Consider the following 22778-nt stretch of genomic DNA (forward strand, 5'->3'; position numbering starts at 1 on the left):
CGTTGATCCGTTGAGGGGGTTGGAGAATGTTCCGAGGCCGCCCGCGAATATCTGCCCAGGGCCCGCCCCGATGGCCGGTGACCCAACGCCAGCCGGGTCGCATGTCGCGGTGGTGCAAGTCCGGACGGCAGAACTCGCGTCATTGATGCAAGGCATGGGGAGGTTCGAGGTTACCAGCTCGATCTCGGGCCAAGCACAGCCTGAGCCTGTGCAAAGTTCCCCTCTGGCCTTCCCGGAGGCCGGCCCGGGCCACACACAGATATTCGACGAGCCGGTTCGCGCGCCAGGTACATCAACCCCAAGTCCGGTTCCGTTGATCGTATTCAGCACATTGGGGACAGCGAGCCCCACGAGCCAGGTGCACGCGTCAACGTTGCCTGCAGTGGCGACGGCCACGGTGCCGACAGCGCCGCAAGCGCCTTCCACCAGGCATGAGCTGGCGATGACCCTGGCGCCTGCCGCACCCACCGCACCCGCCGCAGCCCAAGTCCAGGCATTGAAGTCCAGCGCTTCTGCCGCCATCCGCGAGAGTGGCCCCGGCCTTGGCGTCGCCATGCGAGCTGTGCCCCAGGAGCCAATCCGGCTTCACGCGGAGTGGTCTGAAGAAGGCGTGCGGTTATGGCTCGCCATGGATTCGGCTCTGCCGGAAACGCTGCAGGGCATTGCGGCCCAGCTTCAGCGTTGGCTCTCTGCCCAAGGTGTGCGGCTGCTATCCATTTCATGCAATGGGCAACGAATTTCCGATGGCCGCGCGGCCACTGCCGTTGACATGATCGAAACCGAGCCTTATCCGCACGAGTCGACTCCGACCCAATCGAACCGTTTCAATCTGAGGGAGATTCCATGACGATCAGTTCCGTAAGTTCCAGCGCCTCCACCACCCAGGCCAACCCGATGGGGATGGAGGATTTCCTCAAGATCCTACTGACGCAGCTGACGTACCAGGATCCGCTCAAGCCCATGGACAACCAGGAGTTCATGGCACAGATGGCGCAATTTACTTCGCTCGAGCAGACCCAGCAGCTGAACGAAAAGATGTCGACCTTGATTTCGAACCAGGCGGCGCTGCAATCTGTCGGCCTGATCGGGCGCACAGTCGACATCACCTCGAGCAGCGGTGTCGCGGTTACCGGTCAGGTGACGGCGCTATCGCTGACCGGTGAAGCGCCAGCGTTGACGATTACCACCACCGGCGGGGCGACGTTGACCAATGTCAGCTTGAGCCAGATCACCGCCGTTCGGTGATACCGCCTGCTCCCACCAACTTCAAAATTTTCATCAGGAGAACTTCATGATCGGTTCCATCTACATCGGCATGACCGGGCTGCAGGGCTATTCGCAGGGCCTGCGCGTGATCGCCAACAACACCGCCAACATCAACACGCCCGGCTACAAGGGGTCGAGCCTGCAGTTCGCCGACATGTTCTATTCGAACAGCAACTCGGGCGGCGGCACCATGCAGGTGGGCTACGGGCTGAATACGGCCGGGACCGTTCTGAACTTCGAGCAAGGCGAGCTGCGCCAAACGGGCAACGACCTGGACCTGGCGCTCGACGGGCAGGGACTCTTTACCGTGCAGGACAGCAACGGCAACCTTCACTACACGCGGGCCGGGCAGTTCACGTTCAACACCGACGGCGTGCTGGTCAGCCGGGTGGATCAAAGCAAGGTGATGGGGCAGGATGCCAGCGGCGCCATCGGCGAAATCAGCATCGCCGGCTTGTCGACTGTGGAAGGCAAGGCCACTTCGACGGTGAAATTTGCCGGCAACATTTCGAGCAGTTTGACCAACCCCAACGAGCCAGTGGTCGTCAATTCGGTCAAGGTGATCGACGCACTGGGGGTCGAGCACATGCTTACCGTCAAGCTCACGGATGAAGCCGCAACAACGCCGGGAGGCTGGAAGGTGCAGTTGTTCGAGGGCATAGCGGAGATTGGCACTGCGGAACACATCATCTTTCAGTCGGGCAGTCCCGATCCCGCGAATTCCACTGCCACATTCACCTACCAGCCTTTGGGCCTGGACGCGTTCTCCGTGGCACTGGACTTCAGCAAAGACGTCACGTCCTACCCCTCCGGCAACTTGTCGAACATCGCCTTCAAGTCGCAGGACGGATACGGGCCAGGGGCGCTGACCGGGGTCAGCTTCGACTCGATGGGCACGCTGATCATGTCTTATGCCAATGGCCAGACAGTAAAGGGTGCGCGGCTTTCTCTCGGGCGCTTCGACAGCCTCGATGCTGTAGTTGCCAGCGGGAACAACCACTTCGACGCAACCAACAGCTTGTCTTGGCACACCGGCCTGGCCGGCGAAGGCGGATTCGGTAACGTGCGTTCGGGCATGGTCGAGTTGTCCAACGTGGACCTGTCGCAGGAGTTCAGTGATCTGGTGATCATGCAGCGGGGTTACCAAGCCTCGTCGCAGGTGATCTCGACCGCGAACGACATGCTGCAGGAACTGTTCCAGATGAAGAAGAACTAGGGCGCCCCATGGCCGGTTCTGTTTCCATGCCCAGCTTCTTGCCCACTCGGCCAGACGCGCGCCCCCTTGTCTGGTGGACGCCCGCGCAACTCGATGCGCTGGCCGGCGTTGTCGCGCAAGGCTGGTCGGCCTGGGCGCGTGATTGGGTTTGCGAGTCGGCGGCACCCGGCGCTGGCGCGGTGCTGGCGCACGAGCATCCCGGTCACGAGAAGGCCGCCTGGGTTCCGTTGGGCATGCGGGGCGAGGCTGCGGCCTGGATCCAGATGCGGGCCGATCCGGTTGCGGACGTCTTCGAGGCGCTGTTCGCAGCCGATCCCGGTCCATCAGCCATTGCAAATCCGGAAGGGGTCGGGCAGGCGGTGGCGGCACGCTCCTGGGCTGCGTTGGCCGATGCCTTGCGTGCCGCCCTGGCGCTCGATCCAGGTACCAACCAAGCCGCCCCTGAGGCCGGCTCGTTCAAACCCTGGTCAGGTTATGTCGTTGTTTCTCTCGAGGACATCGGACGGCGGCCTCGCCTGGTGCTGGCCAACGCCGCCTGCGCGCGCGCCGTTCTAGGCCCGAACGGCAACGCGATGACAGCGGACGTTCGACGCAGAAAGAGGTCCGCGCCTCTGGTTCCTCTGGCGCAAGCGCTGTCCGGGCGCAGACTGTCGCTGCATGTGGAGCTGTCCCCGTGCGAGCTGGATTTGGGCAGCCTGCAGAGCATTTGCGTCGGCGACATCGTGCCGCTCCCCCATTCCCTGGATGCACCGCTCATGGTGTCTACCGCGCAAGGTGTGCAGGTATGCGCGGGCTTTCTCGGCCGCCAGAACGAATTCAAGGCGATCGAGCTGACGCGTCAAGCGCCCGTCGACCGGGAAACCCCGATCGATCACCCTTCTTAAAGAAAAGCATGAGTCCCGAACAATCATCTTCAATGAACCGGGCCGGCCCCGTCGTTCCCACTGCGCAGGTCATCAGCCTGAGCGATCTCCACGGCGACCCGGCACACCGTGGGCCAGCACCGGCAGCTCCCGTCCTTGACGACGTCAACCCCTTGCACTCAGTTCGCGCGCGGCTTCAGGTCCGCGTGGGTGAGGTGGAGTTGAGCGTGGGCGAGCTGCTGGCCGCCAAGGAGCACCAGGTGCTCGTGCTGGACCGGTCGCTCGATCAGCCAGTGGATCTGCTGCTCGAAGGCAAGGTCGTCGCGCGCGGGCAACTGGTGGCCGTCGAGGGTAGTTTCGCGGTCCGGATCACCGAACTGCCGGTTCCGCTCAAGGCCTGAACGGCGCCATGCTCAGCAAGCACTTGCGCATTTCGCTCGCAGCGCTGACCGTTTGGGTCGGGTCGGCGCCGGATGTCGGGGCGCAAATCGCCCCTCCGGCCAGCTCCGCATCGGCGGCAAGCCCGTTCTCGCAGATTCCGCTTCGCCGCGACAGCGCGGCCGACGGCTCCGCCGCAGCGTCGGCGGGCTGGGCGGTGCTTTTTGTCGCTGTTGTGGCAGGCGTGGGCCTATTGCTTATCCGCCGCAAGGCTGGCGCCGGTGTCCCTGGCGGTTGGTTGCGTCCCGCTAGCGGAAAGCAGTTGCCCAAGGCCCTGGGCCGTGTGCCGCTCACGCCCCAGGCAAGCCTGCACGTGGTCGAGTGGCAAGGCGAGGAATTGCTCCTGGGGTGCACGGCGCAGTCTGTCACGGTGGTAGCGCGCCGCCCCTGCGACGACGTGAAGGTGGAGCCATGAGAGCAAGCTGGAACACGTCCGCGATGCGGATGTTGCTCGCTTCGGTACTGTGGTTCTCCGCTTGCGGTTCCGTAGGAGCCCAGTCAGCCGACGAGCCGGCACGTACGGAGGCTGCGGCAACGACGGCGCAGCAAGATTCACAAGCCGCAGAGCGTGGCGCCGATTCGTCTCAGGAGCCCGCACGCCAAGCCGCGGCGAAGCCGGCTCCTGTCACTTCCGCGCCGACCACGGCCGGCGCACCGGACCTGGGCAACAAAGCCGCCCGGCCCCAAAGCCCGTCCGGCGAAACCGCCCAGGCCGTGCGGATCGTCGTCGGGCTGACCGCGCTTGCCATCCTGCCGGCGCTGCTGGTCTGCCTCACGGCCTTTCTGCGGATCATCATCGTCCTGTCGATGCTGCGCCACGCGATCGGAATGCCGGAAACGCCGCCCAATACGGTGCTCCTGGGGTTGGCCCTCTTTTTGACGCTCTTCACCATGTCGCCGGTGCTTCACCAGCTCAACCAGGACGCGCTGCAGCCGTTCATGGCCGGCAAGCTCGGCGTGGAAGGAACGTATGAAAAGGGCAGCGGGCCGTTGCGGGAGTTCATGGTGCGGCAAACGCGGGAGCAGGATTTGGCGCTGATGGTCGAATTGTCCAAGGCCAAGCGCCCTGAAAGCATGGCCGACATCAGCAACGTCCAGTTGATTCCGGCGTTCATGCTCTCCGAATTGAGGGCCGCTTTCCAGATCGGCTTTGTGATCTTCCTGCCGTTTCTGCTGATCGACCTCATTGTCTCGAGTGTCCTGATGGCGCTGGGCATGATGATGATGCCCCCGACCACGGTTGCGTTGCCGCTGAAGATCCTGATGTTCATCCTGGTCGATGGGTGGAGTGTGGTGCTGAAGGCCCTCATGGGTTCGTTCCACTGAGACATGAGCCTCGACATGGCTCTTCGCGACGGCGCCCATCCGCCGCCCCTGCCATCTGGCAGTGGAGGCGAGGACGGCACCGAAGCTGCACTGTGGGCGCTGTGGCGAGGCCAATCCGACGAAGCCGCGCGCCGGCGCCTGCTCGACTTGCACCTGCCGTACGCCCGCATCGTCGCCGCGTCCTACTACAGCAAGCGGTTTCATGACGAGATCGAGTTCGGGGACTACCTTCAGCTCGCCTCGCTTGGGCTGATCGAGGCGCTTCAGCGGTTCGACCCTGCTCATGGCGTTCAATTCCGCACGTTCGCCGCCAGGAGGATGCACGGCGCGATTCTGGACGGCCTCGAGCAGCTGACTGAAAAGCAGCAGCAAATCGCGGCACGCCAGCGGCTGGAAACCCAGCGGCGGTCGGCGATCAAGGAGGCCGCGGCTACTGAGGCCACCGGCAAGGCCGGCAACGCGGATCAGGTGCTCAAGTTCGTCGCCGAAACCGGGCTGGCCTTCGCACTCGCCTGGATTCTCGACGGCACGGGCATGATAGACGCGGGCGAAAGATCCGAGACGCTACCGTTCTATCGCAATGTCGAGCTGCGGCAGTTGCGCCAACGCATCGTAGACATCGTCAACGCCTTGCCGGCGCAGGAGCGCAAAGTCATCCAGGGCCACTACTTCCAGCAGCTGCAATTCGAAGAGATCGCTCAGGCCCTTCAGCTCACTCGCGGGCGAGTGTCCCAGATCCACCGCAAAGCGCTGACGCGGCTCAAAGACACACTGCGCGCACAGCGCGATTTCGACGTGTCCTGGTAGCAATGTTCAGTCCGCGCCGTCCGCGGATTTCAGCAACAACCGCGAGGCATCCCCCGCCGCCTTCGCCAGATCGGGGTCGCTTTCCATCTGGCCTTGCACGTGATCCACCATGAGGACGAACGCGGGGTCGCCGACGAGCTCTTGACCTAGTTCCGACAGCAGGACGGTTTCGAGAAATATCCTGAAAGCCTTGCGCTCGCGCTGCGGATCGTCGCGCGCGACGGACCGGATACGCTGAGCAACAACTGTAGCGAGATCTGGCGAGCCCGCCGGCGCAGCGGGTGCAGGCTCCTGTCGCCGCCCAATGCCGGGTCCGGTCGCTTGGCGCCGGCGCAGGGATGAAACCTGGACACGGATCAGTGCGGCAAGCTGGCTGGCAGGGTCGAGACCGGTCACGGGCGCTCCTTCGCCGGAATTCTACCGGCGATCATCGCCAGGCTTGGTCAGGCGGCAGGTTTTTGCACAACCAGGGGCGTCGCCGACAGGGCCCGGGAAAACTGCGCGCCAACCGGCAGGTATACCCCTTGCAGCTTGCCGCCCTTCACCACCGCATACGCCGCCTCGTCGGCGCGCACGCCATCGAGCATGAACACCAGGTTGAGCGGCCGGTAGACGGTGCCCTGGGCCAGCGACCCAATGGCGCGCCAGCGGCTGCCTGCGGGAAGTTCGTGGGCGTGCCCCAGGCCCAGGCGGAAGCGGGCGGGCTGTTCCAGCAGGATCTCCTCGACGCTGCGGGCGCCGGAAACGGGCGCGGCCGTGGGCGCCAGCTGCACCGGCATGGCCGAAGTCGTGGCCACGAAAGCGGCGATCACGACGACGCCGATGTGGAGAAGAAGGGTGGCGCTGGGGATGTAGCGGCTGCGGTTCATGGGTTGCTCCAGGTAGAAGAAGGGGTTGTCGAGGACTGCAACTGCTGGAATGGATTCTGGAGACGGAAACGCCTTCGCGCAGTGCCATCCGGCCGCACTTTCGTGTGTGGTATCCACACATTCTTGCCCGCAGTCAATGCCTCTCCGCCCGCTTTCAATTACTGTCCCCTGCCCGACCCGCCCCCAGGGCCTGCCCGGGAAAACCCGGCCCGTCTTCATGTAAGCTCGCGGTCAGCAACCCACGTACAACTTAAATCGACCGAGGAGAGACGTCCATGTCTATTGGCGTTCCCGCCGAAACCGCGGCGGGCGAGACCCGCGTTGCCGCAGCTTCCCAGCCGGCCAAGCAACCCTTGCTGATCGGGGTTCCGAAAGAAACCGCGGCCGGCGAGAAGCGCGTTGCCACCGTCCCGGACGTGGTGGAAAAACTCGTCAAGCTGGGCTTCTCGGTGGCCGTGGAAAGCGGCGCCGGCGAAGGCGCCAACTTCGACGACGAGACGTACCGCGCTGTCGGCGCGCAGATCGTGCCCACCGCCGCCGCGCTCTGGGCCGGGTCCGACATCGTCTTCAAGGTGCGCCCGCCGAGCCCGCAGGAAGTCGGCCTGATGCGCGAGGGCGGCACGCTGATCGGCTTCGTCTGGCCGGCGCAGAACCCCGATCTCATGCAGCAGCTGGCCGCCAAGAAGGCGACGGTGCTGGCCATCGACGCGCTGCCGCGCACGCTGTCGCGCGCCCAGAAGATGGACGCGCTGACCTCGCAGGCCGGTGTTTCCGGCTACCGCGCGGTCATCGAGGCAGCCAACGCCTTCGGCCGCTTCTTCAACGGCCAGATCACGGCCGCGGGCAAGGTGCCTCCGGCCAAGGTGTTCATCGCCGGTGCCGGCGTCGCCGGGTTGGCAGCCATCGGTACGGCGGCAGGCCTGGGCGCTATCGTTCGCGCCAACGACACGCGCGCCGAAGTGGCCGACCAGGTCGTGTCGCTGGGCGGTGAATTCGTCAAGGTCGACTACGAGGAAGAAGGCTCGGGCGGCGGCGGGTACGCCAAGGTCATGAGCGAAGGCTTCCAGCAGGCCCAGCGCGAGATGTATGCCAAGCAGGCGCGCGAGGTGGACATCATCATCACCACCGCGCTGATTCCGGGCAAGCCCGCACCGCGGCTCATCACGGCCGACATGGTGCGCAGCATGAAGCCCGGCAGCGTGATCGTCGACATGGCGGCCGAGCAGGGCGGCAATTGCGAGCTGACCGAACCGGGCCAGTCCGTCGTCAAGCACGGCGTGACGATCGTCGGCTACACCGACCTGGTGAGCCGCCTGGCGCGCCAGTCTTCGACGCTGTACTCGACCAATCTCTTCCGCCTGACCGAGGAGCTGTGCAAGACCAAGGACGGCGTGATCGACGTCAACATGGAAGACGACGCGATCCGGGGCCTCACGGTGGTGAAGGACGGCAGCATCACCTGGCCGGCGCCGCCGCTCAAGGCAGCAGCCGTGCCCGCAGCCAAGCCGGCCGCCGCCGTGCCCGCGGCCAAGAAGGGCCACGGCCATGGCGCGCCGAGCGAGCCGATGGCGGGCAACAAGCTGGCCATCATGTTCGGCATCGCCGCTGCACTGTTCTGGTTCGTCGGCGCCAACGCGCCCACGGCCTTCCTGGGCCACTTCACCGTTTTCGTGCTGGCCTGCTTCGTCGGCTACATGGTGGTGTGGAACGTGACGCCGGCGCTGCACACGCCGCTGATGAGCGTGACCAATGCCATCTCCAGCATCATCGCCATCGGCGCATTGGTGCAGATCGCGCCTCCGCTCGGGGAAGGAGCTTCCGCTATCGCTGCAGCGGGCGCGGGGCCCGGCCAATGGATCCGCTGGCTGGCCGTCGGCGGCATCGTGCTCACGGCCGTGAACATGTTCGGCGGATTCGCCGTGACGCAGCGCATGCTGGCCATGTTCCGCAAGTAGGAAGAACAAGAAATGATGTCCGCAAACCTCGCAACCGCCTCGTACATCGGGGCCATCATCCTGTTCATCCTCAGCCTGGGCGGCCTGTCCAATCCGGAGACGGCCCGGCGCGGCAACCTGTTCGGCATGCTGGGCATGGGCCTGGCCGTGCTGGCCACGGTGTTCGGCCCGCGTGTCACGGCCGCGGGCATCCCGTGGATCGTCGCGGCCATGGTGATTGGCGGCGGCGTCGGCCTGTACGCGTCCAAGGTCGTCAAGATGACCCAGATGCCGGAACTGGTGGCGCTGATGCACAGCCTGGTCGGCCTGGCCGCGTGCCTGGTCGGCTTCGCCAGCTACATCGACACGTCGCATCCGCTGACCGGCGCCGAGAAGACGATCCACGAGCTGGAGATCTACATTGGCATCCTGATCGGCGCGGTGACCTTTACCGGCTCGCTCATCGCCTTCGGCAAGCTCAACGGCAAGATCGGCGGCAAGCCGCTGCTGCTGCCGGCGCGCCACTGGCTCAACCTGGCCGGCCTGTTAACGGTGATCTGGTTCGGCCGGGAGTTCGTCAACGCGCCCAGCATCCAGGCGGGCATGATCCCCCTCGTCGTGATGACGGTGATCGCGCTGCTGTTCGGCGTCCACATGGTGATGGCGATCGGCGGGGCCGACATGCCGGTGGTGATCTCGATGCTCAACAGCTATTCCGGCTGGGCGGCTGCCGCTACCGGCTTCATGCTTTCCAACGATCTCTTGATCGTGGTCGGCGCGCTGGTCGGCTCCTCGGGCGCCATCCTGTCGTACATCATGTGCCGGGCGATGAACCGCAACTTCTTCAGCGTCATCGCCGGCGGCTTCGGCAGCGGTGCCGGCAAGCCGGCAGCCAAGGGCGATGCGGCGCAACCGGCCGGCGAAGTGGCGCCCATCAGCGCCCTGGAAACCGCGGAACTGCTGAAGGAAGCCAAGAGCGTGATCATCGTCCCCGGCTACGGCATGGCGGTGGCGCAGGCGCAGCACACGGTGTTCGAGATCACCAAGCACCTGCGCGAGAAGGGCGTCAACATCCGCTTCGGCATCCACCCCGTCGCGGGCCGCATGCCCGGGCACATGAACGTGCTGCTGGCCGAGGCCAAGGTGCCTTACGACATCGTCATGGAAATGGACGAACTGAACGACGACTTCCCGGCCACCGACGTTGCCATGGTCATCGGCGCCAACGACATCGTGAACCCGTCTGCGCAGGACGACCCCGGCAGCCCGATCGCCGGCATGCCGGTGCTGGAAGTGTGGAAGGCCAAGACCTCCATCGTGATGAAGCGGAGCATGGCCTCGGGCTACGCCGGGGTCGACAACCCGCTGTTCTACAAAGAGAACAACCGCATGCTGTTCGGCGACGCCAAGAAGATGCTGGACGAAGTGCTGGTCGTCCTCAAGACCTGAAGTAACATTTACTTGCCACCATGCGAAACGCGGCCCTCGGGCCGCGTTTGTTTTTAGGGGTACCACTCTGGCTTTTCATAGGGAAAACACAGTCGCCTCGAAAGTGCCCTCGCGACACAATCCGCGAGCGCCATCCTGGCCTGTGGAGAAGAAAAAATGAGCGACATGAGCGATCTGGGCAACCGCCCCTGGCTGAGTTCCTATTCCCCCGGCGTTCCCGCCGACATCGATGCCTCCCAATACGCCTCGCTGGTGCAGTTGATGGAGGAGAGCTTCACGAAGTACGCGAGCCGCCCGGCCTACAGCTTCATGGGCAAGGAAGTCAGCTACGCCCAGACCGATTCGCTGAGCCGCGCCTTCGCCGCCTACCTGCAGGGCCTGGGCCTGGCCAAGGGCGACCGCGTCGCCATCATGATGCCCAACGTGCCGCAGTACCCGGTGGCCGTGGCCGCCATCCTGCGCGCCGGCTTCGTGGTGGTGAACGTCAACCCGCTGTACACGCCGCGTGAGCTGGAGCACCAGCTCAAGGACTCCGGGTCGAAGGCCATCGTCATCGTCGAGAACTTCGCCAACACGCTGGAACAGTGCATCGGCAACACACCGGTCAAGCACGTCGTGCTGTGCGCCATGGGCGACATGCTGGGCCTGCTCAAGGGCTCTTTGGTCAACTACGTGGTGCGCAACGTCAAGAAGATGGTGCCCGCCTTCAACCTGCCGGGCCACGTGCGTTTCAACGACGCCATCGCGCAGGGCACCAAGGGTGCGTTCAAGAAGCCCGAGATCAAGTCCGAGGACGTCGCCGTGCTGCAGTACACCGGCGGCACCACCGGCGTGTCCAAGGGCGCGGTGCTCCTGCATCGCAACATCATCGCCAACGTGCTGCAGTCCGAGGCCTTCAACCAGCCGGTGATGGACAAGGTGCCGGCCAACGAGCAGTCCACCAGCGTCTGCGCACTGCCGCTGTACCACATCTTCGCCTTCACGGTGGGCATGTTCCTGTCGATGCGCACCGGCGGCAAGCTGATCCTGATTCCCAATCCGCGCGACCTGCCGGCCGTGCTGAAGACGCTGTCGACGGAAACCTTCCACAGCTTCCCCGCGGTCAATACGCTGTTCAACGGCCTGGCCAACCATCCCGAGTTCAACACCGTCAACTGGAAGAACCTCAAGGTCTCGGTTGGCGGCGGCATGGCGGTGCAGGGCGCCGTGGCCAAGCTGTGGCTGGACAAGACGGGCTGCCCGATCTGCGAGGGCTATGGCCTTTCGGAAACCTCGCCGTCGGCCAGCTGCAACCCGACCACCAACAAGGAATACAGCGGCACCATCGGCGTGCCGCTGCCCAGCACGTACTTCAAGCTGCTGGACGACGACGGCAATGAAGTGGCCCTGGGCCAGCCCGGCGAGATCGCGATCAAGGGCCCGCAGGTGATGGCGGGCTACTGGCAGCGGCCGGACGAGACCGCCAAGGTCATGACGCCCGACGGCTTCTTCAAGACCGGCGACATCGGCACCGCGGACGAGCGCGGCTACTACAAGATCGTCGACCGCAAGAAGGACATGGTGCTGGTCTCCGGCTTCAACGTCTACCCGAACGAGGTGGAAGACGTGGTCGCCAAGCTCGACGGCGTGATGGAATGCGCCGTGGTCGGCGTCGTCGACGAGAAGACCGGCGAAGCCGTGAAGCTGGTGATCGTCAAGAAGAACCCCGAGCTCACCGAAGCGCAAGTGCGCGATTACTGCCGCGCCAACCTCACCGGGTACAAGCAGCCCAAGGTTGTAGAATTCCGCACCGAATTGCCCAAGACCCCCGTGGGCAAGATCCTGCGTCGCGAACTCCGCGACAAAAAGTAACGCAAACAAGGCCCGCACAACGGGCCTTGTTTTTGCATGACGGCTTTCTGATGTTTCGTTTCATATTGACGCGGCTGTCGCTCGTCATTCCCACTTTCGTCGGGATGACGCTGCTGGCGTTCTTCCTGATCCGCCTGGTCCCCGGCGACCCGATCGAGACCATGGCCGGCGAGCGCGGCATCGACGCGACTCGCCACGCCCAGCTGCTCAAGGAATACGGGCTGGATCGGCCGATGATGGTGCAGTACGGCATCTACATCGGGCGCGTGCTGCAGGGCGACCTGGGCAAGTCCATCATCACGCGCGCGCCCGTTCTCGAAGAATTTCTCGCGCTGTTCCCCGCCACGATCGAACTGGCGGTCTGCGCCATCATCTTCGCCCTGGTGCTGGGCATTCCCGCCGGCATCATCGCCGCGGTGCGGCGCAACTCCATCTTCGACCACGGCGTGATGGCGACGTCGCTCACCGGCTACTCGATGCCGATCTTCTGGTGGGGGCTGCTGCTGATCCTGCTGTTCTCGGTGCAGCTCGGGTGGACGCCGGTGTCGGGCCGCATTTCGGTGCAGCACTACATCGAGCCGACCACCGGCTTCCTGCTCATCGACTCGCTGCTCACGGGTGACAAGGGCTCCTTCTGGTCCACCTTCAAGCACCTGATCTTGCCGACCATCGTGCTGGGCACCAATCCGCTGGCGGTGGTGGCGCGCATGACGCGCTCTGCCATGCTGGAAGTGCTGGGCGAGGATTACATCCGCACCGCGCGCGCCAAGGGTCTGCCGCCGTTTCGCGTGGTGGGCGTGCACGCCCTGCGCAACGCGCTGATCCCGGTGGTGACTGTCATCGGCCTGCAGGTCGGTGTGCTATTCACCGGCGCCATCCTCACCGAAACCATCTTCTCCTGGCCCGGCGTGGGCAAGTGGCTGATCGAAGCGATCGCCCGCCGCGACTATCCGGTGTTGCAAGGCGGCCTGCTGCTGCTGGGCACCATCGTGATGATCGTCAACCTGCTGGTCGACGTGACCTACGGCATCATCAATCCCCGTATCCGAAAATGAGCTCCCCCCCGATGCAGCCTGCGGCTGCCTCCCCCTCAAGGGGGCACCACCAGCAGCCCGGCAAAGCCGGTTCTGCGGTGGTTCCCGCAACGCCTCCCGGCCCATGGCGCGAATTCTGGGTCTCGTTCTCGCGCAACCACGGCGCCGTCGGCGGCATGGTGATCGTGGTGTTCCTTCTGCTGCTCGCGCTCTTCGCTCCCTGGGTGGCTCCGCACCTGCCCGACCAGACCAACAGCGCGGCGTTCCTGCGGCCGCCCGCCTGGCAGACCGGCGGATCCGCCGAATTCCTGTTGGGCACCGACGCGATCGGCCGCGACATCCTCTCGCGCCTGATCTATGGCGCGCGCCTGTCGCTGTCGATCGGCCTGGGCGTCGTGGCCCTCTCGGTGGCTGCGGGCATCGCGCTCGGCCTCATCGCGGGCTTCGTGCGCGGCATCGTCGAGATCGCGATCATGCGGCTGATGGACATCGTCCTCACGCTGCCCAGCCTGCTGCTGGCCATCGTGGTGGTCGCCATCCTCGGGCCGGGCCTCGTCAACGCCATGCTGGCGGTGGCCGTGGTGCTGCTGCCCCATTACGTGCGGCTGACGCGCGCGGCGGTGGTCTCGGAAGTGTCGAAGGACTACGTCACCGCGGCGCGCATCAGCGGCGCCGGCACGTTCCGCCTGATGTTCACCGAAGTGCTGCCCAATTGCGCGGCTCCGCTGATCGTGCAGGCCTCGCTGGGCATCTCCACCGCCATCCTGGATGCGGCGGCGCTCGGCTTCCTGGGCCTGGGCGCGCAGCCGCCTTCGCCCGAGTGGGGCACCATGCTGGCCGATGCGCGTGAGTTTGTGCTGCGTGCGTGGTGGGTCGTCACCTTTCCGGGCCTGATGATCCTGGTCGCGGTGCTGGCCTTCAACCTGATGGGCGATGGGTTGCGCGATGCGCTCGACCCGAAATTGAAACGCTAGACCATGGCCGCACCACTTCTCGAAATCGAAGACCTGCACGTCGAGTTTCCGACGCAAGGGAGCAGCATGCACGCCGTCGAAGGCGTGAGTCTCACCGTGGAAGAAGGCGAAGTGCTGGGCATCGTCGGTGAATCCGGCTCCGGCAAGAGCGTCACCATGATGGCGCTGATGGGCCTCATCGCCTACCCCGGCCGCGTGCGCGCGAAGACGCTGCGCTTTGCCGGCAACGACCTGCTGGGCATCTCCGACAAGGAACGCCGGCGGCTGGTCGGCAAGGACATGGCGATGATCTTCCAGGAGCCCACCACCAGCCTGAACCCCTGCTTCACCATCGGCTGGCAGTTGATCGAGGCGCTGCGCCTGCATTCGCCGCTGGACAAGAAGAGCGCGGAGCGCCGCGCCATCGAGCTGCTCGAGCAGGTCGGCATCCCGGCCGCGCACACGCGCCTGAACGACTACCCGCACCAGATGTCGGGCGGCATGAACCAGCGCGTGATGATCGCGATGGCGATCTCCTGCAATCCGCGCCTGCTCATCGCGGACGAGCCGACCACCGCGCTGGACGTGACGATCCAGGCGCAGATCCTCGACCTGCTGCGCAATCTGCAGAAGGAGCGCGGCATGGCGCTGGTGCTGATCACGCACAACATGGGCGTGGTGAGCGAGATGGCCAAGCGTGTGGCCGTCATGTATGCCGGCCAGGTGATGGAGCAGCGGGCCGTGTCGCAGCTGTTCTCGGATCCGCAGCACCCGTACACGGAGGCTTTGCTCTCGGCGCTGCCGGAGCGCGGGCCGGCGGGGCATCGTCTGGCAACGATTCCCGGCGTGGTGCCCGGCGTGTTCGATCGGCCCACCGGCTGCCTGTTCGCGCCGCGCTGCGCCTATGCGACGCAGCACTCCATGGCCGTGCGGCCTGAACTGCGGCCTTGGCAGGACGGCCAAGTGCGCTGCCACTATCCGCTGGGCGATGCGCAGCGGCAGGCGGCGATCGAAGGTGACGGCCCGGTCCAGATCGAGGTGACCTCATGAGCCGCGTGACTTGTCCCCTCTCCCTCTGGGAGAGGGCTAGGGTGAGGGCATTGTGCGCGTGCCCTCACCCCGACCCTCTCCCAAAGGGAGAGGGAGGAATGCAACCATGACCGTCGTCGTCGAAGCCAAGAACCTCCGCCAGGTCTACAAGATCCGCCGCGGCCTTTTCAAGGAGCCGGCGCACCTGCAAGCCGTCGGCGGCGTGTCGTTCGCCATCGAGGCGGGCAAGACGCTCGCCGTGGTCGGCGAATCGGGCTGCGGCAAATCGACGTTGGCGCGGATGGTCTCGCTGATCGAGAAGCCGACCGAGGGCACGCTGATGCTGGACGGCGCCGACGCGGTGAACACGCCGTCGGCCGACAAGCGCCGCCTGCGGCAAGCGGTCCAGCTGGTGTTCCAGAACCCGTACGGCTCGCTCAATCCGCGCAAGAAGATCAGCGCGGTGCTGGAAGACCCGCTGGCCATCAACACCACGATGAACGCGGCCGAACGCGGCGAGCGAGCGCGCGCCATGCTCGCGCAAGTCGGCCTGCGGCCCGAGTATGCGAGCCGCTATCCGCACATGTTCTCGGGCGGCCAGCGCCAGCGCATCGCCATCGCGCGCGCGCTGATGCTCAACCCGAAATTGCTCGTGGCCGACGAGCCGGTGTCCGCGCTGGACGTTTCCATCCAGGCGCAGGTGCTCAACCTACTGGCCGACCTGCAGCAGGAATTCAAGCTCGCCTACCTTTTCATCTCGCACGACCTTGCGGTGGTGCGGCACATCGCGCATGAAGTGCTGGTGATGTACCTCGGCCACGTGATGGAGCAGGGGCCCAAGGCCGACATCTTCGAGCGGCCTTCTCATCCGTACACGCAGGCCTTGCTGGCGTCGACACCGGGCGTGGGTGCGCGCAACGTGCAGAAGATCGTGCTCAAGGGTGAACTGCCTTCGCCGCTCAGTCCACCGAGCGGCTGTGTGTTCTCCAGCCGCTGTCCGTATGCGGTGGAGCGCTGCCGTGCCGAGCGGCCGCTGCCCCGTCAGATCGAAAGCCGCATCGTCGCCTGCCACTTCTCTGAAGACTTTTTATCGTCGGGTTTTCCTGCCGAAAAACCCGGGTAAACCGGGTTTCGCCTCAACCGCGATTTCCGAATAATGCATCTCTCCCTGGCTAAAAGCCGAATCTCTCATCCCACAAGGAGTGCGTATGAAACTGGTCCCCTCTCGCCAACATTTCGCGATCGCCGCGCTGGCCCTGGCCGCCGCCGCGGGCGCGAACGCCAAGACCCTGGTGTATTGCTCTGAAGGCAGCCCGGAAAACTTCTACCCTGGCGTCAACACCACGGGCACGTCGTTCGACGCCGCCGAGCCGATCTATAACCGCGTCGTCGAGTTCGAGCGCGGCGGCACCAAGGTCGTTCCGGGCTTGGCCGAAAAGTGGGACATCTCCGCCGACGGCAAGGTCTATACCTTCACGTTGCGCAAGGGCGTCAAGTGGCACAACCACCGCGCCTGGAAGCCCACGCGCGACTTCAACGCCGACGACATGGTTTTCATGTTCGAGCGTCAGTGGAAGGAAGCCAATCCCTTCTTCAAGGTGACCAGCTCCAACCACTCCTACTTCAACGACACGGGACTGGCGAAGCAGCTCAAGTCGGTCGAGAAGGTGGATGACTACACGGTGCGCGTTACCCTGGAAAAGCCCGACGCACCGTTTCTGTCGAACCTGGCGATGCCGTTTGCGGCCGTGCAGTCCAAGGAATATGCCGACGCCCTGCTCAAGGCCGGCACGCCCGAGAAGATCGACCAGGAGCCCGTCGGCACCGGCCCGTTCTTCCTGGTCCAGTATCAGAAGGACGCCGTCATCCGCTACAAGGCCTCCCCGACCTACTGGGGTGGCAAGGCGAAGATCGACGACCTGGTCTACGCGATCACGCCGGACGCCTCGGTGCGCTGGGCCAAGTTGCAAAAGGGCGAGTGCCACGTCATGCCGTACCCGAACCCGGCTGACCTGGACGCGATCCGCAAGGACGCCAAGGTGCAGATCCTCGAGCAGCCCGGCCTGAACGTCGGCTATCTCGCATACAACGTGACCAAGAAGCCGTTCGACGATGTGCGCGTGCGCAAGGCCATCAGCATGGCGATCAACAAGAAGGCCATTCTTGATGGCGTTTTCCTGGGCACCGGCATTGCCGCGAAGAACCCGCTGCCGCCTTCGATGTCGGCCTATGACACGTCGACCAAGGACGACGTCTACGATCCCGAAGCCGCCAAGAAGTTGCTAGCCGCTGCCGGTCACCCGAACGGCTTCGAGACCGACCTGTGGGCCATGCCGGTGCAGCGCCCCTATAACCCGAACGCCAAGCGCATTGCCGAACTGATGCAGGCCGACCTGGCCAAAGTCGGCGTCAAGGCCGAGATCAAGAGTTTCGAATGGGGCGAGTACCGCAAGCGCATGCAGGCCGGTGAGCACCAGATGGGCATGCTGGGCTGGACCGGCGACAACGGCGACCCGGACAACTTCCTGGCCGTGTTGCTCGGCTGCGAAGCCGCGCGCACCAATGGCTCGAACGTCGCGAAGTTCTGCCACCAGCCCTTCGAGGAGTTGATCCAGAAGGCCAAGACCGAAGTCAAGTCGACCGAGCGCGACAAGCTGTACAAGCAGGCGCAGGTGATCTTCAAGCAGCAGGAGCCCTGGTTCACCATCGCCCACGCCGTGCAGCTGAAGCCGGTGCGCAAGGAAGTGATCGACTTCAAGCTCTCGCCGTTCGGCCGCCACAACTTCTACGGCGTGGATATTAAAGAGTGAAAACTGCCATCGTCAGCGCCATGCAGGAGGAGTTGTCCTCCGTGCTGGCGCTGATGCCCGATGAACGAAAGCAACGAGTGGCCGGCCGGGATTTCTGGGCCGGCCATTTGCATGGGCACGACGTTGTCGCGGTGCTGTCGCGCATCGGCAAGGTGGCGGCCGCGACGACGGCGACGGTATTGATCGAAAGGTTCAAGGTCGACCGCATCGTGTTCACCGGCGTTGCCGGCGGGCTTGCCCCGCACGTGAAAGCCGGCGATGTGGTGGTGGCCGACAGCTTTATGCAGCACGACATGGATGCTTCCCCGATCTTTCCGAAGTACGAGATTCCCTTGTATGGCGTTGAACGTTTCGCCGCCGATCCGGCATTGACCGACGAGTTGGCGCAAGCGGCTCGCGCGGCGCTGCCCGGCTCGACGTTGCACCGCGGACTCATGGTGAGCGGCGACCGCTTCGTCTCCACCACATACGAGAGCCGCGCGCTGCAAGCCGCATTGCCCGACGCGCTCGCGGTGGAAATGGAAGGTGCTGCTTTCGCGCAGGTTTGCCACGATTACGGCGTGCCGTTCGCCGCGGTGCGCACGATCTCCGATCGCGCCGACGACGAGGCACATGGCGACTTCATAACCTTCATCCAGGAAGTGGCGAGCCGCCACTCGGCCGCCATCGTCGATGCGCTGCTGCGTGGGGCCTAGTCACGCAGCCGATCAGCGCCGGTCGATCAGCCAGGTCGCGCCCAGCGTCCAGTTCGATGGCCCCGGCCCGCGCAGGCTGTGCGCCCGGCTCAAGTCCACGGTGAAGTTCTCGGTTGCGGTCCAGCGCGCACCGGCGCGGACAAATTGCGTAGCCGATTCGACGTAGCGCTCCGCCATCAGCGACCAGCCCGTCTTCGGCGTCCATTCCACGGCCACGCCCGAGCGATTCAAGTCCGGTGCGCCGTGCACAAGGTCGCGCCCCACATTCGCATGAAGCGCCACGTCGTCGCGCACGGCCCATGTCAGCAGGCCGGACACGGTCGTGCCCTGGTAGCGGGGCCGCACATGTGCCTGCCAGCCGGATGACACAGAAACGCCCGCGCTCAGGCCGGGCGCGACCTCGGTCGCCCATTTCACCTGCAAACCGTAGCCGGTGGCGTGGCCCGAAGGATCGCGCGCGCGCTCAGCAGCCACGCCGAGTTCGACCGGTCCCACACGGCAGCCCGCTCCCGCGTGCAGCAGGCGCTCGCCCGCTCCCGCACGGGTGAACCAGGTTTCCAGTTCGCACGTTCCGGGCTCCAGGATCGCCGCGTCGTCGACGCCATGGTGGCCGCCCGCGGCAAGCGCCACGCCCGCTGCGCAACCCCAGCCCAGCAGCAGGGCCGCGTGGCGCAAAACTTCCCAATTCCTCATCACCCCTCCTCGGCTCAAATCGACTCTAATTTCACCCAGGACGGGCAACATATCCATGCTCAACAGCAGAAATCGCATGATACGCATCCCCATCGCGATCACGTCAGCGCCAGGCCGGCGCGCGGACTCATGAACGCGCCTGCTTTGCAAGGAGGCGCACTGGCGCTGCTGGCCGCCGCGCTGTTCGGCATCAGCACGCCCATCGTCCAGCTGGTCGGAAAGGGGCTGGGGCCTTTCACGACCGCGGCACTGCTCTACGCCGGCGCCGCACTCGTGGGCGCGCTGTCCCGCAAGTCGCCGGAACGCGAGGCACGGCTCGCGGCCGCGGACACGCCACGCCTCCTTGCCGTCGCGGCCCTGGGCGCCGTGGCCGGTCCCGTCGCCCTGGCGTGGGGCCTGCAGCGCACGAGCGGCGCCAGCGCATCATTGATGCTCACGTTGGAAGCCGTGTTCACCGCACTGTTGGCCAGGCTTCTCTACCGGGAATCGATGGACCGGAGAGTGATGTTCGCAATGGCGTTGCTGATGGCGGGCGGGGCCACGCTGGTGTTCGACCAGGGCCGTTTCGGCGGGATCCAATTGGCGGGCCTCGCCGCGGTACTCGTCGCGACGGCCGCCTGGGGCGCGGACAACACACTGTCGCGGGCGTTGGCCGAGCGCGATCCCGGCCAGGTGGTCATGGCCAAGGCGGCGCTGGGGGCAACGGCCACGGCCATCGCGGCATGGCTGCTTGGAGAGCCGATGCCTCGCGTCACCGTCGGCCTGGGCCTGCTCGCCGTAGGCGCTACCGGATACGGGCTGAGCCTGCGCTTCTACCTTCTCGCCCAACGGGCATTTGGTGCCGCCCGCACCGGGTCCGTCTTCGCCTTCGCTCCCTTTGTGGGCGCCCTGGTCGCGTTCGGACTGGGAGATCGTTCCGCGAGCGGCTTGATGGCGTTGGGCGGAGCGCTGATGCTGGCCGGCGTGCTGGTTCATGTCCTGGAGCGCCATCAGCACGAGCACGTCCACGAGGCCCTGGAGCATGAGCATGCCCACACCCACGAAGACGGGCACCACGAGCACGAGCATGAGGTCGCGCCGAACGGGTCTCACAGCCATTTGCACCGGCATCAACCCACGCGCCACAGCCACGCGCATGTGCCCGACGCCCATCACACGCACATCCACTAGGCGAACGCGCAGCCCATGCGATGGGGCCGCTTCGGGTGAGTCGTTACCTGAGCCAGCCGCGCTTGCGGAAGTACCACATGGGCACCAGCGCGCTGGCCACCATCAGTGCCAGCGCATAGGGGTAGCCATAAGCCCACTCCAGCTCCGGGAACCAGCTTTTGAAGTTCATGCCGTAGATACTGGCGATCAGCGTCGGCGGCAGCAGCGCGACGCTGGCCACCGAGAAGATCTTGATGATCTTGTTCTGGTTGATGTTGATGAAGCCGACCGTGGCGTCCATCAGGAAGTTGATCTTGTCGAACAGGAACGCCGTGTGGTTGTCCAGCGATTCGATGTCGCGCAGGATCTGCCGCGCCTCTTCGAACTGGCCCGCGTTGAGCATGCGGCTGCGCATCATGAAGCTCACCGCGCGCCGCGTGTCCATCACGTTGCGGCGGATGCGGCCGTTCAAGTCTTCCTGCCGCGCGATCTGGCCCAGCACCTCGCCGGCCAACGTGTCGGTCACTTCGCCGGACAGGACCTGCTTGCTGACCTTCTCGAGCTCGTCGTAGATGCCTTCCAGCGTGTCGGCGGAGTATTCGGCGTCCGCATCGAAGAGCTTGAGCAGAACTTCTTTCGCGTCCTCGATCAGCCCCGGCGCGCGCCGCGCGCGCAGGCGCAGCAGGCGAAAAACCGGCACGTCCTCGTCGTGGATGGAGAACAGCACGCCCTTGCTCTTGAGCGCGTCGTTGACCAGGTTCAGGATGAAGGCCACGCGAACCGTGCGCGGCTCCTCGTCGTCGGCAATCAAGAAGTCGCTGCGGATGTGCAGCTCGCCGTTGTCTTCTTCGTAGAAGCGCGCGGATTCCTCGATGTCCTCGTCCATCGCGTCTTCCGGGATGGAGAGGCCGAAGTACTGCTTGACCCAGCGCTTTTCTTCGACGGTGGGCGATTCGAGATCGACCCAGATCGGCTGGAATTTGGAGAGCTCCTCCAGCGACTCGATCTCTTCCTGGAAGAGGCGGCCGTTGGCGAGCGTGAAGATGTTGAGCATGGCCTTGCGAACTGGTTTCGATTCCAATTGTCGGAAATGGAGATTGCGGTGATGCAAGCAGCTTTCGAACGATTGGAATCAGGCGCCCATTCGTTTCGAAAGCTACCGGCTGGGGTAGGTTTCCAAGGAGTGCTCTCCGGCAGTGGTGACCGCGCGATTATGCCGCGACCAGGGGCTTCCTCACAGGGGCATGCTCGAAGAATGCCAGCAATTCTTCCTTGCGCGCGTACGCGTCCTGCTCGCCGAGTGCGATGAGCGCCTGCACGAACCCAGGCTCGAACAGCAGGTAGCTCGCGAGGGCGCCACCGCCGCCCTTGAGCGCGCCCAGTCCCCCGAGCGCGCGGCGCACCGAGCCGGGCAGCTCGTGGGCATGGGCCTGGGCCAGGGCATCGAGCGACTGTGTGGGCTGGATCGACAGCACCTCCACGCTTCGATAGGGCAGCACCGCGGCGACTTCGCGCGGCAGTTGCTGCAGGGTCTTGGTCACGCGTTGCGCCTGTTCCACGTCGGCCTGCAGCGTGTCGTGAAAGACGCTGGCCATCGCGTGGCCGGCGATGCCGCCGAGGGTGGGCCCGCGCGCCGCGCTCTCGCCCGAGCCGATGAGGCCCGAGCGCTGCGGCTGCCCCACGCCGACCACCAGGATGTGGTGCGCACCCAGGTGCATCGCAGGCGAGAGTGGGGACACCTGGCGCATCGAACCGTCGCCGAAATATTCGCGCCGCCCGTCCACCCACAACGGTGTCGAGGGAAACAGGAAGGGGATGGCGCTGGAGGCCATCAGGTGCTCGATGGTCAGCGGCTGGAATTCCGAGCGCCGCCCGGGCCGCACCCAGGGCTCATGGCGCGAATCGCGCGCCGTATGGCAGAAAGTCCAGTGCACGCCGCTGGTGTAGCTGGAGGCCGTGACCGCCACCACGTCCAGCGCCTTGCCTTGCAATGCGTCCTCGATGCCTTGCAGCGAGACCGCGTGATGCAGCGTGTCGACCAGCCGCATGTTGTTGAGGATCGCGCCCGAGCTGCGCGCATTGCGCCACAGGCTCATTGCCGCCACCAGGCGATTGAAGCGCACCCAGGGCGAGACGTCGAGTTCGTAGACATCCGCCGAGCGCAGCCTGCCCCAGAACTTGCCGAGCTGGGTGAAGGCCTGCAGCCCGGACGTGGCGGTGCTCGCCAGGTAGGCCACGTTCAGGGCGCCGGCCGAAGTGCCCACCAGCACCTGGAACGGGAAGGCGGTGCCGCGTTCGGCGCGCAGTTCGAGCATGGCTCCCAAAGCCTGCAGGACGCCCACCTGGTAGGCCGTGCGCGCGCCGCCGCCCATCAGCACCAGTGCGTGGATGGGGCG

23 protein-coding genes are annotated in these 22778 nt (G+C 65.2%); 18 read left to right on the forward strand and 5 right to left on the reverse strand.

Annotation, left to right across the window (positions count from 1 at the left end; genetic code table 11):
- Window positions 1–442: 442 nt before the first annotated feature.
- Genes EEB15_RS30020 through EEB15_RS30055 form a run of 8 tightly spaced genes read left to right on the forward strand, consistent with a single transcriptional unit; the run spans window position 443 to window position 5916 of the window.
- Window positions 443–847, forward strand: coding sequence for a hypothetical protein (locus EEB15_RS30020; RefSeq protein WP_141513653.1), 405 nt, complete (start codon window positions 443–445; stop codon window positions 845–847).
- Window positions 844–1245 (forward strand): flagellar hook capping FlgD N-terminal domain-containing protein, encoded by a 402-nt coding sequence (locus tag EEB15_RS30025; RefSeq protein WP_141513654.1) that lies wholly within the window; start codon window positions 844–846, stop codon window positions 1243–1245. Before EEB15_RS30020 ends, EEB15_RS30025 begins: the two co-directional genes overlap by 4 nt.
- Window positions 1246–1291: 46 nt before the next feature.
- Window positions 1292–2482, forward strand: coding sequence for a flagellar hook protein FlgE (locus EEB15_RS30030; RefSeq protein ID WP_141513655.1), 1191 nt, complete (start codon window positions 1292–1294; stop codon window positions 2480–2482).
- Between the two features lie 8 nt (window positions 2483–2490).
- Window positions 2491–3366: a FliM/FliN family flagellar motor C-terminal domain-containing protein gene (locus tag EEB15_RS30035; protein WP_141513656.1), complete on the forward strand. Its 876-nt coding sequence runs from the start codon at window positions 2491–2493 to the stop codon at window positions 3364–3366.
- 8 nt (window positions 3367–3374) lie between these two features.
- Entirely contained in the window at window positions 3375–3746 is a 372-nt protein-coding gene (locus EEB15_RS30040; protein ID WP_141513657.1) for a FliM/FliN family flagellar motor switch protein, read from the forward strand.
- A gap of 8 nt (window positions 3747–3754) precedes the next feature.
- Window positions 3755–4198 (forward strand): flagellar biosynthetic protein FliO, encoded by a 444-nt coding sequence (locus tag EEB15_RS30045; protein ID WP_141513658.1) that lies wholly within the window; start codon window positions 3755–3757, stop codon window positions 4196–4198.
- Window positions 4195–5109, forward strand: a complete 915-nt coding sequence (gene fliP / locus EEB15_RS30050; RefSeq protein WP_233259679.1) for a flagellar type III secretion system pore protein FliP — start codon at window positions 4195–4197, stop codon at window positions 5107–5109. Before EEB15_RS30045 ends, fliP begins: the two co-directional genes overlap by 4 nt.
- A gap of 3 nt (window positions 5110–5112) precedes the next feature.
- The gene (locus EEB15_RS30055) at window positions 5113–5916 is read left to right on the forward strand and encodes a sigma-70 family RNA polymerase sigma factor (RefSeq protein ID WP_233259680.1); all 804 of its coding nucleotides are present in this window, start codon (window positions 5113–5115) and stop codon (window positions 5914–5916) included.
- 6 nt (window positions 5917–5922) lie between these two features.
- Here EEB15_RS30055 and EEB15_RS30060 read toward each other — a convergent pair whose 3' ends face one another.
- Window positions 5923–6312 carry a hypothetical protein gene (locus EEB15_RS30060; RefSeq protein ID WP_141513659.1) on the reverse strand — a complete coding sequence of 130 codons (390 nt, stop codon included), beginning with the start codon at window positions 6310–6312 and terminating at the stop codon, window positions 5923–5925.
- Window positions 6313–6359: 47 nt separating this feature from the next.
- Complete coding sequence (locus tag EEB15_RS30065; RefSeq protein WP_141513660.1) at window positions 6360–6785, reverse strand: hypothetical protein; 426 nt, start codon at window positions 6783–6785, stop codon at window positions 6360–6362.
- A 275-nt stretch (window positions 6786–7060) separates the two neighbouring features.
- Here EEB15_RS30065 and EEB15_RS30070 point away from each other — a divergent pair, with 275 nt between their 5' ends.
- The 9 genes from EEB15_RS30070 (at window position 7061) to EEB15_RS30110 (ending at window position 18540) form a co-directional block, all read left to right on the forward strand.
- Window positions 7061–8740: a Re/Si-specific NAD(P)(+) transhydrogenase subunit alpha gene (locus EEB15_RS30070; RefSeq protein ID WP_141513661.1), complete on the forward strand. Its 1680-nt coding sequence runs from the start codon at window positions 7061–7063 to the stop codon at window positions 8738–8740.
- Between the two features lie 15 nt (window positions 8741–8755).
- The gene (gene pntB, locus EEB15_RS30075) at window positions 8756–10168 is read left to right on the forward strand and encodes a Re/Si-specific NAD(P)(+) transhydrogenase subunit beta (protein ID WP_141513678.1); all 1413 of its coding nucleotides are present in this window, start codon (window positions 8756–8758) and stop codon (window positions 10166–10168) included.
- Between the two features lie 174 nt (window positions 10169–10342).
- Complete coding sequence (locus EEB15_RS30080; RefSeq protein ID WP_141513679.1) at window positions 10343–12019, forward strand: long-chain-fatty-acid--CoA ligase; 1677 nt, start codon at window positions 10343–10345, stop codon at window positions 12017–12019.
- A 50-nt stretch (window positions 12020–12069) separates the two neighbouring features.
- Window positions 12070–13074, forward strand: a complete 1005-nt coding sequence (locus tag EEB15_RS30085; protein ID WP_141513662.1) for an ABC transporter permease subunit — start codon at window positions 12070–12072, stop codon at window positions 13072–13074.
- The gene (locus EEB15_RS30090) at window positions 13071–14027 is read left to right on the forward strand and encodes an ABC transporter permease subunit (protein WP_141513663.1); all 957 of its coding nucleotides are present in this window, start codon (window positions 13071–13073) and stop codon (window positions 14025–14027) included. Before EEB15_RS30085 ends, EEB15_RS30090 begins: the two co-directional genes overlap by 4 nt.
- A 3-nt stretch (window positions 14028–14030) precedes the next feature.
- A complete protein-coding gene (locus tag EEB15_RS30095; protein ID WP_141513664.1) occupies window positions 14031–15056 on the forward strand; it encodes an ABC transporter ATP-binding protein in 1026 nt (341 codons plus the stop codon).
- A 106-nt stretch (window positions 15057–15162) separates the two neighbouring features.
- Window positions 15163–16158 carry a dipeptide ABC transporter ATP-binding protein gene (locus EEB15_RS30100; protein ID WP_141513665.1) on the forward strand — a complete coding sequence of 332 codons (996 nt, stop codon included), beginning with the start codon at window positions 15163–15165 and terminating at the stop codon, window positions 16156–16158.
- Window positions 16159–16243: 85 nt separating this feature from the next.
- A complete protein-coding gene (locus tag EEB15_RS30105; RefSeq protein WP_141513666.1) occupies window positions 16244–17845 on the forward strand; it encodes an ABC transporter substrate-binding protein in 1602 nt (533 codons plus the stop codon).
- A complete protein-coding gene (locus EEB15_RS30110; protein WP_141513667.1) occupies window positions 17842–18540 on the forward strand; it encodes a 5'-methylthioadenosine/adenosylhomocysteine nucleosidase in 699 nt (232 codons plus the stop codon). The genes EEB15_RS30105 and EEB15_RS30110 overlap by 4 nt, the downstream gene beginning before the upstream one ends.
- A 12-nt stretch (window positions 18541–18552) precedes the next feature.
- Here EEB15_RS30110 and EEB15_RS30115 read toward each other — a convergent pair whose 3' ends face one another.
- Window positions 18553–19233, reverse strand: coding sequence for a hypothetical protein (locus tag EEB15_RS30115; protein WP_141513668.1), 681 nt, complete (start codon window positions 19231–19233; stop codon window positions 18553–18555).
- 129 nt (window positions 19234–19362) lie between these two features.
- Here EEB15_RS30115 and EEB15_RS30120 point away from each other — a divergent pair, with 129 nt between their 5' ends.
- Window positions 19363–20403, forward strand: a complete 1041-nt coding sequence (locus EEB15_RS30120; protein WP_141513669.1) for a DMT family transporter — start codon at window positions 19363–19365, stop codon at window positions 20401–20403.
- A 43-nt stretch (window positions 20404–20446) separates the two neighbouring features.
- Here EEB15_RS30120 and corA read toward each other — a convergent pair whose 3' ends face one another.
- Window positions 20447–21436, reverse strand: a complete 990-nt coding sequence (gene corA / locus EEB15_RS30125; RefSeq protein WP_141513670.1) for a magnesium/cobalt transporter CorA — start codon at window positions 21434–21436, stop codon at window positions 20447–20449.
- Window positions 21437–21593: 157 nt separating this feature from the next.
- A complete protein-coding gene (locus EEB15_RS30130; protein ID WP_233259683.1) occupies window positions 21594–22772 on the reverse strand; it encodes a patatin-like phospholipase family protein in 1179 nt (392 codons plus the stop codon).
- Between the last annotated feature and the right edge of the window lie 6 nt (window positions 22773–22778).

This window comes from Ramlibacter sp. WS9, assembly GCF_003797765.1.
GTDB lineage: Bacteria > Pseudomonadota > Gammaproteobacteria > Burkholderiales > Burkholderiaceae_C > Ramlibacter.